Raw genomic sequence first — 21372 nt, 5'->3', positions numbered from 1 at the left:
TTGACCAAGCAATAACAAGTAAATTCCCTCCCTTTCAAGGGGATGTCGTCGGGGTTTCACAAAGCTTCGCTTTGCGAATTCCCACAAATCTCCCCTTGAAGGGGAAGGAGCTTCAAGCATAATCGCTGGCAAAATTATTCAATTGCAGAATTAAGTTTCCAACGTAGAAAAATCGTCGAGACGCTGTACGTACTTGACGCTCCGAACGAGTAAAGAGAATTATTCCAGACAGCGGTGAGCGTAGGCAGGAACCCAGCGGCGTCCGTTGATCATCATAGACATCTTTTGCTGGCAAGCATCAAACCTGAAGTTATCGTAACAAAAGCTGCAATCCCCCAAATCCGTCATCCTCCAAAAAACTCCGCATGTATCGCCTGCAAAGCCAGCTTCCTGTCCTCTTGCTGCACCAGCATATACGCCGCCACCTCGCTGGCACCTGCAGCCGCGAGGCAGACATGCACGCCTGCCGCAATCGCTGCCGACAGGGCACGGCTGGCGATTGCGCCGCCTACATCTGATGCCTCCAGCACACCGTCACCAACTACGGCGACAATAGCCACATCCGCGTTGCGTGACACTTCCACCACACCGGCCAGGTGATGTTCCACCAGTGCAGCGTAAGCCGCATCCAGATGGTCGCGTGATACCAGTATATTGATGGCTGTCTGCGCCGTCAGCACGCTCTTGATATTGATGCCATTGGCATCCAGCGTATTGGTCACCTGCGCCAGGATGCCAGGTTTGAATCCCACGCCAGGGCCGTGTAATTTCAGTATTGCCACGTCTTCTGTCGATGTCACACTCTTCACCACATCACGTGTCACCTTGCGTTGTGCATTGATGATGGTATACGGCAGGAGACCACGCTCGGGGCGGGTGATGTTCAAGATACGGATAGGAATATTCTGGTCGAACAAAGGCTCTACCGTGCGCGGATGCAAGATCTTGGCACCGAAGTAAGACAGCTCCGCCGCTTCCAGATAATTCAATTGCGTAATCGTATGTGGCGCGCTCACCGTGCCAGGGTCGGCACTGAGGAAGCCATCCACGTCCTTCCACACATCCAGTGATTCTGCGCCGATGCAGCAGGCGATGGATGCGGCTGAATAATCAGAGCCACCACGGCCAAACAGGGTGGCCTTGCCGTCGCGGCTTACCCCATAAAAGCCCGGCACGACGATGACTTCATTGCCTTGCAGGGCTTTGGAAACAGCCGGGGCGCTGGCATCAAAATCGCAGGCGGCATTGCCAAATACGCCATCGGTGACCAGACCTATGTCTTCTGGCAAGGCTTCGCGTGCCCGTATGCCGTGGCTGAGCAAGACCTCAGTCAGCAACAGGCTGGACAGACGCTCACCATAGCTGAGGATGGCATCATTGACGAAGGTGGGCACATCACCTATGCAGTGTATGCCGGTCAGATAACGGTCGAGCTGATCAAGTCGTACTGATAGGGCTTTTTCTATACGTGCGCGGTTGGAGGCATCGCTGATATTGGCTTCCAGTATCTGCTTTTTCAGGGCACGCAGGTTTTGTGTGTAATCCCGGCTTTCGGCCAGGGCGGCTGCGGTGCCCGCGCCTTCTCTTGCGGCTTGCACACAGGCGATGAGGGCATTGGTAATGCCATAAAAGGCAGATACGACTAGTACCAGCGGCTGCTGGTAAGTTTGCACGACATTGACAACGCGGTTGATATCTTCAGGCTGGCGCAGATTGGAGCCACCAAATTTAACGACGATTTTTTTCATTGCAATTTCCAGGACAGGGATAGCGTGTTGATCACAGTCATCCCGCAGACAGGATGCGAAATGAAGTATATCGAAACAACAAGGGTAATGCAGTGAGCCGGGCAGGTCAACGCGGCCACCATCTCTGGCGAAAAAAACAGGAGGCGAAACACTGCTGTATTCCCCCATTTGATCTGGCGCTTTGTCTTTATAGTTGTAGCATCGCCCGTATTATGACCTATGCCTCATCATGAAAAAATGCCAAGCCCCGGATCACCCCCATTGTACGCATTGGGTGGCAGAGGGCGAGGCCGTCTGTGCTGCAGGTCATTCCCAGGCAGCTAGTCCCCGCAGACAGGAGTTATTGCATGCCTCTGCTGGCAAGCTGATGCAAAAGCGCGTAGCGGTGGCACCCGGTAATCTGCATCTGCATTTCAGCGGTTATGACCCGCGTGCCGCTGGTGGCCGTCAAACCATACGGCTGGAGTTGCGTGGCATGTTGCCACCAGATGTGAGCATCATCGAAGTGCAATTGCGCTCGGAACTGATAGCAACTGGTGCTACAAAGCAACGCCTGCTGCGCACGGCGTCTGGACTATGGCAACCCTTGTTGCTCAGCTTTTCTTCCAGAAACAAAGAACATGGGCAATACCCGCTTGAAATCAGCCTGTCGCACGAACAGGTATCGAAAGCCAGGCGTACATGGCTATGCACCAGCGTCATCTTTGTGCCGCGGGCAGACGCATCGCTGACAGAGATACACAGTGTGTTTTTAACCGCACAAAAGAATATACGGGTTGTAGCGGAAGATGGTGGAATTGCCACGCTCAGCGGATTGGGCCAGTCGAACGGTTATGCGCAAGGCAATATGAATATAGAAATCAGTGCCACGGATGCTTCCATAGCCAAACTGGACATGCGTCCACCGTCAGGCAAATATGAAATCGCCATGGGCACTATTGCCTGGGATGAAGAACTCATGGAAATCACTGGCGAACCTGAAGCCCCGTTGGCAATAGCCACTTCTGCCAGACCAGAGAAAGTGCCGCCAGCCAGGCCAGCAACAAACACGTCAAAAACAACTGCAACACGATGGGCCGGCCTCACGGGACAACAGACCCGGCCTCACAGCAATATGCGGCTCTTTGCCCTGAATGAGTATGTGCTTGGCCGTATGGAGCAACATCCACAGGCTGACATTCTGCTCAGTCACCACACCAGTAGCGCAGCAGAAAATGTCAGACTGACACGCCGCATCAGCGCCCGCCATGCCCTCATCCGCTGGAAGGGCGTGCGAGCAGAAATCACCGATGTCTCGCGCTATGGCACTTTGCTCGATGGCATGGTCATGGAAAAAGACCTGCCCTATGCTTTAAGTGCAGGCATGCAGATAGAGTTCTGCGCCAGCGTCAGAGGCATAGTCCGGCTACAGGTCATGGCGATACTGCCGCATGCCATGATCATTGCCGAGATAGATGCAGGGGCAGGAAGCGATTTGTTATACCTGATCAAACCAGAAACCCGCCCCCAGGCCGCCGCACAAAGTCCGCCAGCAGGCTTGCCACTGGTATTTCATTTTCAGGGTGGGTTCTGGCACCGGGACATAGCGACATTGCAAGAAAACAGCCTGGATGCACACACTGATTTGAAGGCAATTCCTCAGTTGGCATCAGTAGGCCGGTATGCAAGTGTGCCTTATGCAGGCGTACAGGACTATGGGACAAGATACTGATTGCCCGCAAAAAAGACATTTCTTAACATTCTTCAGCATTCCTCTGTGTCCCTGCGCCACCGTGTTGAAAGGTCTTGTCTTTTCCATACAAATCACGATCTGGCCCTAAAACCCCCTTCTGTTCCCGTCTTTCAAATCTACCCCCGGTGCTACCATTTTTGCTCAGGTGCAGTTCCCTCGTCCCCGCACCGCGCCGCGATAGAAGGAGTTCCCCATGTTCAGCATCTTTGCCAGTTCCAAGCTCAAATGCCCTCAGTGTGACCATAACAATATACAAGATGCAATTTATTGCACGCATTGTGGCCTGATGCTGAGCAGCCCTCGCCATGAGACGATATTGCGCCACAATCGCTGGCTGCCAAAAGAGAACGAGGTCGCCATGTACTTTGGCGTGCGTCCACTCAACAGCATTACCAAACAGGATTTGCATATCCCGGTCAGCGCCCGCGCGTATATATTGCAAGAAGGACGTTTCGTTGAATTGCAGGCCGGTGACTATATAGGGCAAGACATCAGCAGCCAGCTCATGGGTTTGCAGACCGACAAAGCGGCAGAAATCTTGCTGACGCGCCTGAATCCCTTTGCCCTGCTGTTCAGTTTTGAAGACCTGCATACGGCAGAATTTCTGGCTATCGCAGCCAAATTTGTCATCAGCGTCAAGATTGCCGACGTGCCTGCATTTGCCAAACACTTCATGGCTGCGCCAGGCGTCATCACCTGCCAGCAATTGCAACAATTGCTGGAACCCATGGTGCGCCAGATAGCGATTGAATTCCTGGGTGCGCAATCCTTGTGGGACCTTCAAGACAATGCCCAGTTGCGCCAGCAACTCGATGAGCGTCTGTTATCTACCCTGAACCTGTCCATTGCAGAATATGGTTTCGTGGCGACCCAGGCCGTTACCCGCGAAGTGCGGCATGACAAGCTGACCGATGACAGGGAAAAAATCAGTGAAAAAATAGGCAGCATGCATCTGGTCATCGATGGTCAGCGTGCCAAACTGGAGCAAAGCAAGCTCATTGATGCACTCTATACCAATAGTGAATGGCAAAAAATCGCCAGACAGGAAGAGCAAATCCGCCTGCGTTACCGTCATGAAGAAATGCGCCAGCAGTTTGGCAAAGACCTGGGCTGGCTCTACATGCAAGGCCAGGCAGAGGATGCAAAAAAACGCCTGAGCCGTGCCAAGTTGCGCCAGGATGAAAATGAAAGACTGCAAACCATACGCGCGCGTGAGCTGGAACTGTATGGTCGCATTGCCGATGCAGCCACCCGCAAACATGCGCTGGAACGAGGTGCCGCAGACACCATCAAAGAACTGGAACACGGCCTCAAGCAGAAATCCGAACACCGCCAGAACGAGGCCGACCAATGGTTGCATATACGCACCATGGCACGCATCAAGATGCGTTCAGAATCAGAAATCACCCAGTTGCAGGGCAAGGAAGCTGCGCAACTGATGCAGCAAAAAATCCAGCATCAGTTAAAAAAATTCCAGCTCGAACACGAGTTTGCGCAAGCCAACCTGATCGCTGACCAGGAACAGCAAAAAGCCCAGACAGAATTATTGCGCCACAAGCAAAACCAGTTGGCACGCCGTGAGCAGGAACTGGAAGAGGAAGAACAAAAAAACCGCCTGATACTGATCAGCATAGAAGCAGAAGCCAAGGCCAGGGAGTTCCAACGCATACAGGTATGGGAAGAAGAATTGCAGCAGCAGCGCACACGTGCGTTGCAACGTGAAGACAGCATCAGCGATGTGGATACTGCATTCAAACTCAGCCAGGTACAAGAAAAAATCAATGGCATCAAACGCAACGACAGCCAGGCCGATGCCATGGCCCAGCATGAAAAGCTGCTGACGACGTTGAAAGCCCATGCCCTGTTTGAACAACAAACGCAGCAGCAGCAACATCAGGCCAGGCTGGCCGAGGTGGAAATAGAAACCCTGCGCCAGCAACTCAGGCAGCAAGAAGATGAACGTCGCTGGAAAAAAGAACTGCAGCAGGCAGAAGCCGAGCGGGCTGACAAATTCGCCAGACTCAGCCTGGAACGCGAACAGCGCCAGGCTGAACAGGCGCATGATGCCCTGCTGGCCCGCATAGCCATAGAGCGCATGAACGCCATCGCCAACTTTAGCGAAACTGGCAAGATCGCCACTGCCGATCCAGCCAATGCGATTGCACTGGCCGAGATCGTCAAGGTTCAGGCACAAGCCAGCCTGACGGCTGAGCAAATCCTCGCCATGCAGGCGGGCAGCTCAGAACATGCTGCTCATGCCATGAGTGCCCTGGTCAGTGCGCAGCAAGGCATGAGCTGGGAGCAGGCCGTCAAGATGTTGCAAGAGCGCATACATGACGAACGCGGGCAAAGAGAAGCTGAACAGCAAAGGCGTCATGAGATAGACCTGAGCATGGCGCAAAACCTGGGCAGCCGTGTGGCACAGTCGGGCCAGGCTGGCAGAAAATAAGCAATTATAGAATCTAGTCAAGCACAGCAAAAATTGATCTTAAACCCTATTCCCCTAGCCCTATACCCATTTGAAGAACCCAGCCCCTGACAATGCAAACGCCACTACAAAAAATCCGTGAATTGCGCGCATTGCTGGATGAAGGTCTGCTCACAGAAGACGAATTCAAGCAACGCAAAGAAGCTATTCTCGATAATGAGCTTGCCCCTGCTATTTCCAGGCAAGCCAGCAAAGCCGCGCAAGATACTGCACAGGGTACTGACCTGGGTTTTCTGGCGGGGCAAGAAGTCGGTGGAGTTTCCAAACGCTACAGGTTGGAAAAACTCCTGGGGCAGGGCGGCATGGGCCAGGTGTGGCAAGCCAGCGACCTGGCAACCCAGGCTGAGCTTGGGCATAGCGAGACAGTTGCGCTCAAGATCTTGCCGCCACAACTGACCCAGAGTGCCCTGCATGCCCGCCTGCTGGTGGAAGAAGCCTCGCTGGTGCGCAGGCTCGCGCATGAGCATATCGTCAGGGTCTATGACTGGGCCCGCGACCCTGCCACCAACAGCTATTTCATCATCATGGAATATCTGGATGGGCACGATCTGGAAAATTACCTCATCAAACACACCCGCTGCACCCTCAAGCAAGTGCTGGACATGCTCAGCCCTGTGGCCGATGCACTCGATTATGCCTGGGGCAAACACAAACTCGTGCACCGTGATTTGAAGCCCAGTAACCTCTTGCTGACCACAGCAGGTGATATCAAGCTGCTTGATTTTGGTATTTCGGCCCGCTTGCGCAGCCACACCCAGGCAGGTTTGATTTCTACCAGCATGACGCCTTCGCGTTCGCCCTATGCAGGTACCGCAGGTTACCGCGCGCCAGAAGCTGGCAGTCACCAGCACAGCCCCGGTCTGGATGTGTATGCCGTCGCTGTCATGATTTACCAGATGCTGGAAGCGGCCATGCCCTTTGGAGAATATCGCCACCCTCAGCAACAACCCATACAACCAGCCGCACTGAATGCCGCCCAATGGCAAGTCTTGCAAAGCGGCTTTGCCATCCAGCCAGACCAGCGCCCCGCCAGTGTGCGTGCGTTATTGCAAACTCTGCAGGCTGCAGCCAGGCCGCTTGGCAACGCAGCACAAAGCAAGGCAGCCAGTCATAGCAAGCAGCCAGAAATAAAAGAATCCCCAATAGAGGCAGCAGCCCGCCAGCGCGCCGAACAAAGACGGCAACGCAAGGAACTGGAAAAACAAAGACGCGAACAAGCCAGCGCTGCCCTGCGTGCGCTCATCGCCAGACAAAACCGGCTGCATGCCATAGAAGATGCCCAGCGTCGTCAGAAAGACGAACAACAGCGCCTGCACAAAGAACAACAAGAACATAAACGCCTGCAGGAAGAGGCGATGACTACGGTGACACATAGCGGTGCACCAGGAGATGTCACCATTACATGGGAAGAAGCACAGCGCTATCTTGCCGCCATCAGCCGCAACACAGGATCAGAGAACGGGCAAGTTCCTGGCATGACAGCGTGAATGCAAAAGGCCCGTCCCATTTTAAGGCGACGGGCCTTGATCTCAATTCAACAGCTTAGTTCTTGACCGCAGTCAGAATCGCTTCTGCAACCGCTTTAGGCTGGGACAACATAGGCACATGGCTGGTTGAAAGCGTGGTTGTCACGGCATTGATCTTTTTCGCAAACGCCGCTTGCAAGCCCGGATCTATCATGCGGTCCTTGCTGGCGACGATGTAATAATTTGGTTTGTTTTTCCATGCAGCGAATGTCACCGGTTCGCCAAACACCTTGGCTGGCAACAGGCCTTGGGTAGTGGTCAGCACCGCCGTTTTTTCTTTTGGCACATCTTGCGCAAAGTTGGTCGCAAATGATTCCGGTGACAATTCCAGATTACCATTCGCATCAGGTTTCAGGGTCGCAATACCTGGCGGTACAGGGTAATCTTTACCCAGGCCGCCCAGTGCCTCACCTTCAGATGGTGCAAAGGCGGCCACATACACCAGCGCCTTGATCTTGTCGCTGACACCCGCCTGTGTAATCACCGCGCCACCCCATGAGTGGCCTACCAATACTACCTTGCCAGTCTGTGCATCAACTACACGCTGTACCGCAGCCACGTCATCAGCCAGCGAAGACAAGGGGTTTTGCACGGCGACGACTTTCACACCTTTGGCTTGCAGGTAAGGCGTGACCTGGTTCCAGCTTGAGCCATCGGCGAAAGCGCCATGGACCAGGACTACCGTGGTCTCATTGCCAGAGGCAGCCAATGCATGGCCTGGCAAGGCAGCAGCAGAGGCAAGGGTGACAGACAAGATCAATGCAGTTTTGCTTATGTTTTTCATGATGAGCTTTCAAAGAAAATTTAAAAACAGATAAATTAGTTAGCGCGCTAAGTATTTGAATGGCATTTCCCGTCTTTTGCGCTTTGCCATGTCGAGAATAATAGCGCGCTAATAATTAGTGCGCAAGTTAATTTTGAATATTTTTATTGCTACTTGCTTTCAATTCAACTGTCGAGGTGGCTACTCAGCTTGTTCAGGCCTGCCATGAGTTGCTGGAAATCAGACAACTGCAAGTCGCAGGCAGCGGCAATCTTCTGGCTGATACGTACTCCGGCTGCGCGCAGTTTGTTGCCTTCGTCCGTCAGCGTCAGCACCCGGTTACGCTCGTCTTTTGGGTCGCGGTTACGCAGCAGATAACCCTCTGCTTCCAGCCGCTTGACCACAGGCGTGATAGAACCAGAGTCCTGGCCCAGGCGGTTAGCCAGATCGCGTATCCCCAGACCTTCTTCCTCCCACAGAACTACCATGACCAGGTATTGCGGATAAGTCAGGTTCAACTCGGCCAGCAGCGGCTTGTACAACTGCGTCATCTTCAAGGACGTGGAGTACAGGTTGAAACACAGATGGTCTGCGAGCAGGGGTGGTTTGCGGGTAGTCATTTGGTAAAAGCTTCTTTGGAGGAGGCTAGCGTAACGTAATTTGGGATTGGTCGCAAATGCTTGGAGCGGTAGTGACTCGTGGGTTGGGCCGGGTCTCGCTAGGCTACGCTTCATCAGCCCAACACTGGGCCGCAACAAACGTATACCTTATTTAAACGCCGAGTGTTGGGCTGATAAGGCGTAGCCCAACCTACAGCACAGCCCTACCTAATATGAAATTTTCATCAATCTCACCACCAACTCCCGCATCTGCACATGCAATTCATCATCCCACTCGACCTTCAACTGCTGCTTGGCCCGCAGATAATGATCAGTGAACACATCGAGATACATCTCCAGCGCCTGTGCAGCCGCAGTTTCGCCCGCCAGCCCCAGGCACAGAGCCGCGACTTCAGACGTACACAAATGATCGTCCCGCCGGGAACGGCGCAAGCGATAGCGTGACAACTGTTCCGGCAACAGGCTCAACACCGGGAACTGGGTCAGATAAGGGCTTTTCTTGAATATCTTGCGTGCTTCAGGCCAGGTTGCATCCAGCAAAATGAACAGTGGGCGCTTGTGACTATTCTGCTCTGCATCTACCGGCGGTAATTCTGTAATCACCCGCTCTGGTGCCACAAATTCACCGGGAAATACTACATACGGCTGCCATTGCGGGTCCGCCAGCACAGTCAGTAAAACCGGATCGACTTCGGTACGCGCCCAGCCAAAAGCCATGGTATCAGGCACCACGTCGGCAATCAGCCAGCCGGTGTTGCTGGGCTTCAGCGTCTCATGTTCAGCCATCAGCAGGCATACTCCGGCGCGGGTAGGCACGATGGGGCGCAACTCACACATGCAATGACTGAGTATCAGCCTGCAAGCACCACAACGCTCGCCCTTGGGCCCGCCACGTGCCAGAAATGGCCTGGTACTGCGCTCAAGACGGGCAGAGCGCAGGCGCGACACAGCATGTGGTGAAGAAATGAGCTTCATAGGTGAATCAGGATTGGTCATGCAGGCAACAAAGACAGTATGCCCGTTCAGACCGCAAACAGACAGGCAATATTATCGGGAAAATTGGCGTCCTGCTGATACATCCAGACGCCCAGACGGCCAGTTCTGGCCTGAAGAGGCGGGTACTGCAAAAAAAACAGTACCCGGCTGCAACCAAGTAATAGCAATCAGCGGTAAAACGCCTCAACCACGCCCTTGACCTTGATCATCAGGGGATTGCCTTTGCGATCACGTGCCTTGCCAGCAGCAACACTGATCCAGCCTTCGCTGATGCAATATTCTTCAACGTCATTGCGCTCTTTGCCATTGAGCTTAATACCGACATCGTGCTGAAACACGGCGGCAACATGATAAGGGCTGCGCGGATCAACCGACAGGCGATCTGGCAATGGGGGGAGTTGTGTAGTGTCGTTCATGGCCGCAATTATCTCTTAGAAGTGGTGGCGATTCAATGACTCTCATGCTTCGGTATAAATAAGCTAATATTAAAAACGCATTGGACTAAGTCGCTTTCAGGTCAACAATATATCGCTTAGCCCATAAGCCTGTCATAAACAAAGCCTTAAATGTAGTCACCAGCAGCAGTTTGCGCAAACAGAAGTCCGATCGGGCCAGAGCATTGATTGATAGCCAAAACAAATTGAATCAATAAATTAAATTAAGTATACCTATTGCGCATCCGTCTCTACAATCGATCAGGTAGTAGAGTTCATCGCATCCAATTGATGAAATGAGCTCGCGTGTCACTCAATCAAAGGAGATAAGAATGTCTAACGAAGCAAAATGCCCATTCTCTGGCAGCGCCCGCACCGCAGTCGCAGCCAGCCACGCCAACGCAGACTGGTGGCCGAACCAACTGAACCTCAAGATATTGCACCAACACTCCCCGGCATCCAATCCGCTGGGCGAAGATTTCAACTATGCAGAAGCATTCAAGACCCTGGACCTTGATGCCGTCATCAAAGACCTGCATGCCCTGATGACAGACTCACAAGAATGGTGGCCCGCCGATTATGGTCACTACGGCCCCTTCTTCATACGCATGGCCTGGCATAGCGCAGGCACTTATCGCACCAGCGATGGTCGCGGCGGCGGTGGTGCGGGTGCGCAACGTTTCGCACCCCTCAATAGCTGGCCTGACAATGGCAATCTCGACAAGGCACGCCGCCTGCTCTGGCCTATCAAGCAAAAATACGGCAACAAACTGTCCTGGGCAGATCTGATGATATTGGCCGGTAATGTTGCGCTCGATTCCATGGGCTTCAAGACCTTTGGTTTTGCCGGTGGCCGTCCCGACATCTGGGAACCGGAAGAAGACATTTACTGGGGGCCAGAAGGCAAATGGCTGGACGACCAGCGCTATAGCGGCGACCGCGACCTGCAAAAGCCATTGGCCGCCGTGCAAATGGGCCTGATCTATGTGAACCCGGAAGGCCCGAACGGCAAGCCCGATCCGCTGGCATCAGCCCGCGATATCCGCGAAACCTTCGCCCGCATGGCCATGAATGACGAAGAAACCGTCGCCCTGGTTGCCGGTGGCCACACTTTTGGTAAAGCCCACGGCGCAGGCGACCCTGCACAGGTAGGCGCAGAACCGGAAGCCGCCAGCATAGAAGAGCAAGGCCTGGGCTGGAAGAACAGCTTTGGCACAGGCAAAGGCGTGCACACCATCACCAGCGGCATCGAAGGTGCTTGGACGCCAACACCTATTACCTGGGACAATTCTTACTTCGAAACCCTGTTTGGCTATGAATGGCAACTCAATAAGAGCCCGGCCGGTGCCCATCAATGGATACCCACCGACCCAGCTGCAAAAACCACTGTGCCTGATGCGCATGATCCATCCCTGCGTCATGCACCGATGATGACGACGGCAGACATGGCCCTGCGCACTGACCCTGCGTATGAAAAAATCTCGCGCCGTTTCCTGCAAAACCCGCAAGAGCTGGCAGATGCCTTCGCCCGCGCCTGGTACAAACTGACTCACCGTGACATGGGTCCCATCAGCCGTTACCTTGGTCCTCTGGTACCGAGAGAAGAATTGATCTGGCAAGACCCTATCCCTGCAGTCAATCATGCCTTGGTTGATGACAAGGACATTGCCAGCCTCAAGGCAAAGCTGCTGGCATCCGGCCTCAGCATATCGCAACTGGTGAGCACCGCCTGGGCGTCTGCTTCCACCTTCCGTGGCAGCGACAAACGCGGCGGCGCAAATGGGGCACGTATACGCCTGGCACCACAAAAAGACTGGGAAGCCAACCAGCCAGAGCAACTGGCCAAGGTGCTGGCCAAACTGGAAACCATACAGTCAGAGTTCAACGCCGCCCAGTCTGGCGGCAAAAAAATCTCGCTGGCTGACCTCATCGTCCTTGGTGGTACTGCTGCCGTCGAAGCCGCGGCGAAAAAAGCGGGTCATGACATACAGGTAGCTTTCACCCCTGGGCGCATGGATGCGACGCAAAAACAGACCGACGTAGAATCTTTTGAAGTCCTCGAACCTGCTGCAGACGGCTTCCGCAACTACCTGCGCAAAGGACTGGAAGGCTCTGCCGCCGCACTGCTGATAGACAAGGCACAACTGCTTAAACTCAGTGCGCCAGAAATGACCGTGCTGATAGGTGGCCTGCGTGCCTTGAATGCCAATGCCGCTCAGTCGCAACTTGGTGTTTTCACCAAACGACCAGAAACATTAAGCAATGATTTCTTCGTCAACTTGCTGGACATGAATATCAGGTGGCAAAAGTCCGCCACAGAAGGTGTGCTCGAAGGCCGTGACCGTGTGAATGGCGAAGTGAAATGGACAGCCAGCGTAGTCGATCTGGTCTTCGGCTCCAACTCACAACTGCGCGCCCTGGCAGAAATCTATGCAAGCAGTGATTCGCAGCAAAAGTTCGTGCAAGATTTTGCAGCGGCCTGGAGCAAGGTCATGAACGCGGACAGGTTTGATTTGGTATAAGCCTTCATCATCCATATTCCCGTATCGCATGATTTAATGGCGAACAGTTCCCTCCCCCTCCAAAGGGGGAGGGTTCGGTTAATCAAAGCTAACTGTTTGCAATAGAACGTCATCCCCACCCATGGCCTCACTATAAGATTAAATAGAGCTCATTTCACTTAAAACGTCCAAGTCTTAATTGCTGAAATTTAATCACTAATCTCATGAACAAAAGATGGATTGTTTCACCAATCCATGTCTACCATACTGCCATTTCCTATCCCCTTTCACAGGAAAACCGAAATGTCAGCAACTACAAACGAATTCAAAGACCAGATCATCGTCATCACTGGCGGCTCCTCCGGCATAGGCCTGGCCAGCGCCCAGTCCTTTATCAACGCCGGTGCCAAACGTGTGTATATCACTGGTCGTTCAACAGCCAAACTTGAACAAGCGCGCGAAATCCTCGGCAGCAAGGCTATCCCGGTGACGGCAGATGCTGCCAGTACCAGTGACCTGCAAGCCCTGCATGACAAAATTGCCGCAAATGGTGAGCAAATCGATGTATTGTTTGCCAATGCCGGTATCGCCATCCACAACCAGTTTGGCAACACGACAGAGGCTGAATTTGCCACCACCTTCGACACCAATGTCAAAGGCCTGTTCTTCACGGTGCAAAGCCTGCTACCTTTGATGAAGCCAGCTTCTGCGATAGTCCTGAATGCCTCTATCGCGGCCAGCAAGGGCATGCCCAACCTGAGTCTCTACAATGCCTCAAAAGCCGCAGTGCGCTCATTTGCACGTAGCTGGGCGAATGATCTCAAGGACAGGAAGATACGCGTGAATGTCGTCAGCCCCGGTGTCACCAGGACACCGATCATGGAAAATGGCCTGAACATGAAAGAAGCAGATATCGCCAACTTCTCTGCCTATCTGGTCGATGCCGCACCGGCAGGCCGTATGGCGAGGCCAGAGGAAATCGCGGCTGCCGTACTGTTTCTGGCATCAGCCACAGCCAGCTATGTGAATGGTGTGGAACTGGTAGCAGATGGCGGGCTGATCCAGGTTTGATGCCTGCGCGGATATGCAGGTAAGATAGCGGCTCTTACACTCTCAAATCAACATCATGGTTACTTGCTATCTGCGCTACATCATCGATCCCGCCAAACTCAAAGAGTTTGAACATTACGGCAAACTCTGGATACCTTTGGTGAACAAGTTTGGCGGCCAGCACCACGGTTATTTCCTGCCTTCTGAGGGTGCGAATAATGTGGCGCTGGCACTGTTTACCTTCCCCAGCCTGGCTGCGTATGAACAATACCGCATACAGATGATGGATGATGCAGAATGCCAGGCAGCGTTCAGATATGCTGAAGAACACAAGTGCATCGTCAGCTATGAGAGAAGTTTTTTCAGGCCGGTGATGAGCTAATAGTGAGCCCGTAGTGAACTAATATGGGGCTAGTCCAAATTTCCCATGAGGTTCGCCATGAAGACCACCAGAACGATGGGCAGCCAGGTAAGCAGCATTAACACGGCAGCACTGATCGCGGTGAATTTACCGCGTTTTTCTGGCGGCACTTCAAGCAAGACCGGTGCGCCCAGATACAGCAGGTAAATGCTGTAGGCACTGGCCAGGAAATTGATCGCGGCCATCGCGATCAGATTTTCTGCGACCCTGTCATTGCGAAAGAAAGGCAGTATGTGCAACGACCTGACGATCAGCAAAGGCACTATGCTATAGATGCTCAGCTTCAAAGATTGCGGCAAACTATACGAGCCGCCAAGCCTGCGGCTCAGCCCCTGCATGATGCGGGCAATGATATAGATGAATACCAGTCCCATGCCATAGGATCGAACAGTAGTCACGATGAGCATGCGCAGGTAATCACGTGACAGTGTTTCAATCTCTGTTGCGGGGCCAAAATGCCTGAGCAGCAAGGCAGATACCAGACCCAGTACAAGAAAGAAAGCCGTCACGGGTACAACAGTCAGCACGAATACATGCTGGCTGCTGCGGCTATCTTGTGCAATTCTTTGCCACTCCAGTCTGGGCTCTGTCAATACATGGTACACGCTGCGTGCCAGGTTCATTTTTTGTCCTGATCAAGTCCGGGAAGTATGCTCACTTGGTTTTTTCCACATCCAGAAAGCGCCAGTCACCGCGCAAGATAGGGTGAGTCTTATAGCCCTTGACCCAGGGTTGTATGAGCCAGTTGCGCACGCGCCAGAGTTCCATGCTGTGCACGGTGTCGGCTTCAAGGATGCGTTCCATGGTATTGAATAACTTGATACGTTCTGGCCCGTTGGGCATCAGGCGTGCCTTGTCATAGGCTGCATCGAAGGCATCAGATTTGTAGCAACCATGATTGCCGCGGTAAGCATTTTTGCCATAATACAGTTCCATGAAATCCATGCCGTCAGGAATGTCAGCGATATACCCCATGCCAAACATCATGAGTTTGCACTGGTAAGCTGATTTCAGGTTATCAGCAAAACCGGCGACCGGGAATTCTGCGCGTATGCCTATCTTGTCGAGTGAACGCTTCCAGACTTCCATGCGGGCATAGTCCTTGGTCTTGGGGCAGAATGAATGCGCAGCTTCAGTGGCGAACCGTCGGGCATGGTACGGAAACCATCTTCACCGCGCTTGTAGCCAAATTTGTCGAGCAGCTTGTTGGCCAGTTTGGGGTCGTAGGCATTGCTGTTGCGATAGCTGGTGTCATGCCCTGCCACATCTGGCGGCACCATGGACTGGGCCTTGATGGCTTGCCCGAACCAGACCTGGTCTATCTCTTCCTGATGATTGAAGGACAGGGCAATCGCACGGCGCAGGGCAATTTTGTCCTTGCTGTAACCGCCAACCGTAGTGTCCTGGAAATTGAAGAAGGTACGGGTCACGCCGGGATCAACAGTGCGGTAAAGCCGCAAACCCTTGGCGGCAAATTCTGGCTTGAGCTTGCCCTGATCCAGCAATTTGACTGAGGCTGCCGGTACCAGCATTTCAAAATCGAGCTGGCCAGAATCAAAGGCCAGCCAGCGTGACTGCTCTTCTTCTATGATGGCAATCTCTACCCGCCCGACCTGGGGCATTTGCTTGCCCTTCATGTCCTTGATGATCTGCTTGTCCCAGTCCGTGCCTGTGCCTTGAAAATCCCAGACAAAACCACGGTATTCAGGATTGGCTTCGAGGATGATTTTACTGCGTGGTACATATTGCTTGAGCATATAGGCACCTGTGCCTACCGGGTGCTGGTTGACTGCCTCACCATAGTGCTCAACCACTTCACGCGCTACCGCGCCACCCAGGGGTTTGGCGAGGTAGTAAATCAGGCCGGGATGTTGCGCCTTCATGCGCAGGATCAGGGTATAGGGATCTGGTGTTTCCAGTCCGGCAATTGCTTTGTCGTAGTCAAATTTGCCAGTTTTTTTGGCGGCGGCAATTAGTTCATCCAGACCGACGATCTTGCCTTCCAATATGCTGGCCTGTACTGAACGGTTGTTTGGATCGACCAGGCGTTTGAAGGTATAGGCATAATCACTGGACTGCAATTCGCGGCGCTGGCCCTTGAATGCCGGATCAGGAGAAAAATAAATCCCCTTCTTCAGACGGAAGGTCAGGGTCTTGCCGTCGTCACTGATGGCGGGCATGGCCTCTATGGTATTCGGTACCAGTTTGGCCGGACGCGCCAGATAATCGTAAGTGACCAGACCTTCAAAAATCGCATCAGACACCCAGTTGGAATAGGCGCTATTGGTACGCATGGCATCAAAGCCATCATCGGCAGCTTCAAAGGAAAGATGCAAGACCTTGTTCGGATCAGCCGCCGCCATTGCAGGCAGGCTAAGGCTGTAGAGCAATGCCGTCAGCACAGCAGTCAGGGAAGATTTCATCTCAGGACAGGGAAAAGAATAAAGCCAGCAGCATAACAGCTAAAGTCTGCAGTTAACACCAGCAACTAACACTCACGTTTAACGCATGGACAAACCATATTTGCGCATAATCCTTTCCATCTCACCGCTTTCTTGCAAAAACTGTATTGCGGCATTGATCTGCTCCAGCTTCCAGGCAGATTTATGCGACAGCGCGCACTGGGTATGGACGACAGAGAAAGGCGTTTTGGATACCTTGTACAGGCTGCGCTTTTCAGGGAAGTTCTTGAAATATCCTTCAATCTCGCCATCCGAGCTGACCATGGCATCGGCACCGCCAAGGGCCAGCAGACGGAACATGCCAGGCACATCAGTCAGGTCAACGCGCTTGATTTTGCCCTCAGTAAGCTGGCTGGCGATTTGCGGATAATGGTAACCAAGTTGCAGCACGACTTTTTTGCCTTCAAGTTGCTGGGGCACCATTTCTACACTGGTCTTGTCTGCCATGACCACCACTCTTTCGACCTGGGGAAAGGTAGCTACCGTCCAGCTGACTTCCTTGGGCAAGTCAAACCAGCCGGGGCTGGAATAACACATGATGTCAGCATCGCCCTGTATGACCACGCTCTCTATGCGCCTGCGGGAATAGGCAGCATAACTGACTGGTGTTGAGAGTTTTTTTGCCAGCTGGTCAGTAAAGTCTTTTTGCAGGCCACCAACCAGTACATGATTCTTGTCAAAAATATTGAGGGGGTAATCAAGATTTTCATAGACAGCCACACGCAGCAGCGTTTCTGCCGCTTGCGCTTGCAGAGGGCAAACCCCGCATAGGGTCAACCCGGCCAGCCCAGCCAGCCCGTAAATAGCGTTGCCAAAAATTGTGCGCCGCCTTTTCATCATTGCACCCAGCCCGGTTAATACGGCCATAACATTATGATTACCTGCGTCATGACTACCTGCGGGCAAACCCGCGTGCGCCCTGCAAACCACCGGTATGAACAGCCACTACCCTGGCGTTTTGAGCGAGATATCCATCATGCCACAACTGACGCAAGGCATACATCATTTTGCCTGTATATACGGGTTCAAGGGGAATCGCTGTCTCTTGCTGGAATTCATGGCAAAAATCGGTCAGTCCGGCAGAAACCTTACCGTAGCCACCATGATGATATCCAGTCAGTAATTCATAGTTCTGGTAATCAGGGTAGCCAGCCTGATCCAGCAGGCGGCTGATGTCTGCACGCAGGTAATCACCGTGGCTGATGGCGGCGATACCCAGCACTCTGGATCGCCCGCCCAGGCCAGCCAGCACACCCGCCAGTGTCGCACCAGTGCCACAGGCCAGTACCAGATAATCAGGAATAAAGGGCAGCTCGGCGACCAGTTCGGCCACGCCACGCAAGGCCAGGGGGGCACTGCCGCCCTCCGGCAACCACAAAGTGCGCTCATCAGGCACAACAACATGGCTGCGCCAGGCTGTGTCATCTGCCCTTAATTGACGGTAGGCCTCACGGTTTACAAACTGAACCTGCATGCCCAGGGCCACGACATCATCAAGCATGGCGCTGTGCATGCCGCTCGCCCCCCGGATCAGGGCAGTCGCGGGCAAGCCCAGCGCATGCACCGCATGGGCCAGTGCATGGATATGGTTCGACCAGATCCCTCCCATGGAAACCACATGGGTACTTTGCCCCTGCAAGGCTTGCAAAGGATATTTCAATTTGCGAAACTTGTTGCCCGAGACCTGAGGGTGCAACATATCGTCGCGTTTCATCCACAAATCCATGCCAGGAAAAAGCCGGGAGCTGACTTGCTGACAGGGAGAAACCTGGTTCGTGAATAACATGCTTGGCAGAAACGCGGGAGACAATGGTAAAGTGCCATTGTAGCGCCTCGCGCTAGTCCCAGTCCTGGCCGGAGAGTACATGCCCACAGATTTTAATCAGCCTTTATTAGAAGCAAGACAACAAATTGATCAATTGATCAAGCAAATCAAGAACGAAGGCCATCAGGACAATCTCTTGCCCACGCTGGAAACCGTGCTGACACAACTCGACAGCATGGCCAGGACCGACCACCTGACTGGCGCCCTGAACCGCCGCACCCTGGCGGCGATGCTGGATGGTGAACTGGCACGCTCCTTCCGTACCGGCCATACCTTTACGCTGGCAGCCATCGCCGTCGATGGACTTGAGCAAATACTAGAGCAGCATGGCCAGGCCGTGGCACGCCAGGTCTTGCAGCAAGTCGCCAAAGAAGCGCTGACCATGCTGCGCACCCTGGATTCCTTTGGCCGTGTTGCTGCCAATGAATTTGCGATCGTCATGCCAACAACGTGGCTGGAAGCCAGCCTCAAGGCCATCGCCCGCCTGAAGTTGCGCATTGCCGGGGTGGATTGGGAAGCCATCTCCCCCGGCCTGAAAGTGACTTTTGCCACTGGCCTGACGACGAATGCCCACAAGGACAGTGCCGACAGCATGCTCAAGCGCGTTAATAGCGCCCTGCAGACAGCCCGTAGCAAGGGCGCCGACAGCATCGTAGAAATTGAGCCCCCTTTGCCGGATTACGACCCGAATGCTGAAGATTAAGAGAACTTTTCAGGGAACTTGTCAGGCTCTTTGCAGACCAAGTAATGCCAGCAGGCATCAAACCGATGTATCTGTCTGAGCCTGGCTGGCCCTAAGCACACAAAAAAATATTCGGGGAACATCATGAGAACACCGCAGTTGCGACAGGCCCTGCCTGCGCTTTCCATCATGCTGGGCGCAATCCTGACCAGCATCGCTACACCAGCACTGGCCTTGAGCAGCAACATCACCAGCACCAGCAGCAGCACGGCCACTGACGACAAGGCTGATGCTGCCAGGTTGCGTGCCGAGTACATCCGTAAAAACTATGCCAAGTTTGAATACCGCATCCCCATGCGTGATGGCAAGCTCCTGTTCACCTCTGTCTATGTACCGAATGATGCCAGCGCCAGCAAGCGCTATCCCATCCTGATGAGCCGCACGCCTTATTCGGTCGGGCCCTATGGCAGTGATCAATATAAAACCATGCTGGGGCCAACTGCCGAGTATGAAAAAGATGGCTTTATCTTTGTCTACCAGGATGTGCGTGGCACCTATATGTCGGAAGGCGAATTCGTCAACATGCGCCCGCATATAGACGAGAAAAAATCCAAGACCGATGTCGATGAAAGCAGCGATACCTATGACAGCATAGAGTGGATGATCAAACACCTGCCACACAATAATGGCAAGGTCGGTCAGTGGGGTAATTCTTACCCTGGCTTTTATACTTCGGCTGGTGCCATTGACAGCCACCCGGCATTAAAAGCGGTGTCACCGCAGGCACCGATAGCTGACTGGTTCCGTGGTGACGACATGCACAGGAATGGCGCTTTCAACCTGCAGATGGCCTTTGGCTTCTTCCACAGTTTTGGCCAGCCACGTCCACAGCCGACCACAGGTGCTGGCTGGAAAACCTTTAACTTTGGTACACCGGATGGCTACCAGTTCTTCCTGGACCTGGGTTCGGTGGCCAATGCGAATAACCGTTACTTCAAGAACGGCATCCCATTCTGGAATGATATCGTCGCGCACCCGAACTATGACAACTTCTGGCAAAGCCGCAATATCCTGCCACACCTGAAGAACATCAAGGCCGCTGTCCTGACCGTGGGTGGCTGGTATGACACAGAAGACTTGTATGGCCCACTGAATACCTACAAGGCCATAGAAAAACAAAACCCCGGCATACAAAACACTATCGTCATCGGCCCATGGACGCATGGTGGTTGGTTCCGTACCGATGGCGACAAAGTCGGCGATGCCAACTTTGGCTACAAGACGGTGCAGACTTACCAGCCCGTGGAATTTGCCTTCTTCAAGCATTATCTGAAAACCGGCGACAAGCCCACGCTGGCCGAAGCCTGGATGTTTGAAACCGGTGCCAACCGCTGGCGCGGTTTTGATGCCTGGCCACCGAAAGAAAGCAAGGACAAGGCCCTGTACTTCCACGCGAATGGCAAGCTGAGCTTTACCGCACCGGCAAATCAGGATGCGCAATTTGCAGAATACATCAGCGACCCGGCCAAACCTGTGCCCTATACCACCGAGATAGAAACGCGCTGGAGCAAGCAATACATAGCCGCCGACCAACGCTTTGCCACCAGCCGCCCGGATGTAGTGAGCTGGCAAAGTGAGGTACTGGAAAAAGACGTGACACTGGCTGGCCCATTGAGTGCAGACTTGTTTGTCAGTGTCACCGGCAGCGATGCTGACTTTGTTGTCAAGCTCATCGACGTCAATCCAGCCAACCTCGAAGTCGATGCACAGACCAATCGTGGTAACCAGCAAACCCTGGTACGCGGCGAACCTTTCCGCGCCCGCTTCCGCGATGGTTTTGAAACAGCCAAACCCATGGTACCTAACCAGGTGACCAAGGTGAAGTTTGCCATCAATGATGTATTTCACACCTTCCAGCGAGGCCACCGCATCATGGTGCAGGTACAGTCCAGCTGGTTCCCTTTCATAGACCGTAACCCGCAATCCTTTGTGCCTAACATCTATGAAGCCAAGGACGGTGATTTCATCAAGGCCACGCATAAGGTGTATTTCGGCAGCCAGCAACCAAGTGCCCTGCATGTCAAGGTCTTGCCCGCACTGGATGAATAAAAAAAAATGCCGCTG

General features: G+C 53.5%; 18 protein-coding genes. 8 read left to right on the top strand and 10 right to left on the bottom strand.

What is annotated here, in order from left to right; genetic code table 11:
* Nucleotides 1–344 precede the first annotated feature (344 nt).
* Entirely contained in the window at nt 345–1748 is a 1404-nt protein-coding gene (locus UNDYM_RS29025; RefSeq protein WP_162044272.1) for an aspartate kinase, read from the bottom strand.
* A 229-nt stretch (nt 1749–1977) separates the two neighbouring features.
* On the opposite strand from UNDYM_RS29025, the gene UNDYM_RS29020 reads away from it, so the two are divergent.
* The 3 genes from UNDYM_RS29020 (at nt 1978) to UNDYM_RS29010 (ending at nt 7455) form a co-directional block, all read left to right on the top strand.
* On the top strand, nt 1978–3459 hold the full coding sequence (locus tag UNDYM_RS29020) for an FHA domain-containing protein (protein ID WP_162044271.1): 1482 nt from the start codon (nt 1978–1980) through the stop codon (nt 3457–3459).
* Between the two features lie 214 nt (nt 3460–3673).
* Nucleotides 3674–5929 (top strand): zinc ribbon domain-containing protein, encoded by a 2256-nt coding sequence (locus tag UNDYM_RS29015; RefSeq protein ID WP_162044270.1) that lies wholly within the window; start codon nt 3674–3676, stop codon nt 5927–5929.
* 92 nt (nt 5930–6021) lie between these two features.
* A complete protein-coding gene (locus tag UNDYM_RS29010) occupies nt 6022–7455 on the top strand; it encodes a protein kinase (RefSeq protein ID WP_162044269.1) in 1434 nt (477 codons plus the stop codon).
* A gap of 55 nt (nt 7456–7510) precedes the next feature.
* On the opposite strand, the gene UNDYM_RS29005 is transcribed toward UNDYM_RS29010, so the two are convergent.
* The 4 genes from UNDYM_RS29005 to UNDYM_RS28990 all read right to left on the bottom strand — a co-directional run bounded on the left by UNDYM_RS29005 (nt 7511) and on the right by UNDYM_RS28990 (nt 10289).
* The gene (locus tag UNDYM_RS29005) at nt 7511–8278 is read right to left on the bottom strand and encodes an alpha/beta fold hydrolase (RefSeq protein ID WP_162044268.1); all 768 of its coding nucleotides are present in this window, start codon (nt 8276–8278) and stop codon (nt 7511–7513) included.
* Nucleotides 8279–8442: 164 nt separating this feature from the next.
* Complete coding sequence (locus UNDYM_RS29000) at nt 8443–8877, bottom strand: MarR family winged helix-turn-helix transcriptional regulator (protein WP_162044267.1); 435 nt, start codon at nt 8875–8877, stop codon at nt 8443–8445.
* A 207-nt stretch (nt 8878–9084) separates the two neighbouring features.
* Nucleotides 9085–9852, bottom strand: coding sequence for a tRNA-uridine aminocarboxypropyltransferase (locus tag UNDYM_RS28995; RefSeq protein WP_232063644.1), 768 nt, complete (start codon nt 9850–9852; stop codon nt 9085–9087).
* Between the two features lie 188 nt (nt 9853–10040).
* Nucleotides 10041–10289: a DUF3297 family protein gene (locus UNDYM_RS28990; RefSeq protein ID WP_162044265.1), complete on the bottom strand. Its 249-nt coding sequence runs from the start codon at nt 10287–10289 to the stop codon at nt 10041–10043.
* 350 nt (nt 10290–10639) lie between these two features.
* Between UNDYM_RS28990 and katG the strand changes: the two genes are divergently transcribed.
* The 3 genes from katG (at nt 10640) to UNDYM_RS28975 (ending at nt 14240) form a co-directional block, all read left to right on the top strand.
* Nucleotides 10640–12829: a catalase/peroxidase HPI gene (gene katG / locus UNDYM_RS28985; RefSeq protein ID WP_162044264.1), complete on the top strand. Its 2190-nt coding sequence runs from the start codon at nt 10640–10642 to the stop codon at nt 12827–12829.
* 282 nt (nt 12830–13111) lie between these two features.
* Nucleotides 13112–13879, top strand: coding sequence for an SDR family oxidoreductase (locus UNDYM_RS28980; protein ID WP_162044263.1), 768 nt, complete (start codon nt 13112–13114; stop codon nt 13877–13879).
* Between the two features lie 55 nt (nt 13880–13934).
* Entirely contained in the window at nt 13935–14240 is a 306-nt protein-coding gene (locus tag UNDYM_RS28975; RefSeq protein WP_162044262.1) for an NIPSNAP family protein, read from the top strand.
* 29 nt (nt 14241–14269) lie between these two features.
* Here the strand turns inward: UNDYM_RS28975 and UNDYM_RS28970 are convergent, their stop codons facing one another.
* The 5 genes from UNDYM_RS28970 to UNDYM_RS28955 form a co-directional block, all read right to left on the bottom strand.
* On the bottom strand, nt 14270–14902 hold the full coding sequence (locus tag UNDYM_RS28970) for a Yip1 family protein (RefSeq protein ID WP_162044261.1): 633 nt from the start codon (nt 14900–14902) through the stop codon (nt 14270–14272).
* A gap of 31 nt (nt 14903–14933) precedes the next feature.
* On the bottom strand, nt 14934–15368 hold the full coding sequence (locus UNDYM_RS30940) for a hypothetical protein (RefSeq protein ID WP_232063643.1): 435 nt from the start codon (nt 15366–15368) through the stop codon (nt 14934–14936).
* Nucleotides 15335–16702: an ABC transporter substrate-binding protein gene (locus tag UNDYM_RS28965; RefSeq protein WP_232063642.1), complete on the bottom strand. Its 1368-nt coding sequence runs from the start codon at nt 16700–16702 to the stop codon at nt 15335–15337. Before UNDYM_RS28965 ends, UNDYM_RS30940 begins: the two co-directional genes overlap by 34 nt.
* A gap of 78 nt (nt 16703–16780) precedes the next feature.
* Nucleotides 16781–17578: an ABC transporter substrate-binding protein gene (locus UNDYM_RS28960; protein ID WP_162044260.1), complete on the bottom strand. Its 798-nt coding sequence runs from the start codon at nt 17576–17578 to the stop codon at nt 16781–16783.
* A gap of 55 nt (nt 17579–17633) precedes the next feature.
* Nucleotides 17634–18467 carry a 1-aminocyclopropane-1-carboxylate deaminase/D-cysteine desulfhydrase gene (locus tag UNDYM_RS28955; protein ID WP_255456512.1) on the bottom strand — a complete coding sequence of 278 codons (834 nt, stop codon included), beginning with the start codon at nt 18465–18467 and terminating at the stop codon, nt 17634–17636.
* 139 nt (nt 18468–18606) lie between these two features.
* On the opposite strand from UNDYM_RS28955, the gene UNDYM_RS28950 reads away from it, so the two are divergent.
* Nucleotides 18607–19269, top strand: coding sequence for a GGDEF domain-containing protein (locus UNDYM_RS28950; RefSeq protein WP_162044258.1), 663 nt, complete (start codon nt 18607–18609; stop codon nt 19267–19269).
* Between the two features lie 123 nt (nt 19270–19392).
* Nucleotides 19393–21357, top strand: coding sequence for a CocE/NonD family hydrolase (locus tag UNDYM_RS28945; RefSeq protein ID WP_197740960.1), 1965 nt, complete (start codon nt 19393–19395; stop codon nt 21355–21357).
* Nucleotides 21358–21372: the final 15 nt, after the last annotated feature.

It is taken from the genome of Undibacterium sp. YM2 (genome assembly GCF_009937975.1).
Taxonomy (GTDB): Bacteria; Pseudomonadota; Gammaproteobacteria; order Burkholderiales; family Burkholderiaceae_D; genus Undibacterium.
Note: the sequence above shows the minus strand (reverse complement) of the source record. Positions and strands in the feature narration are given on the sequence as shown.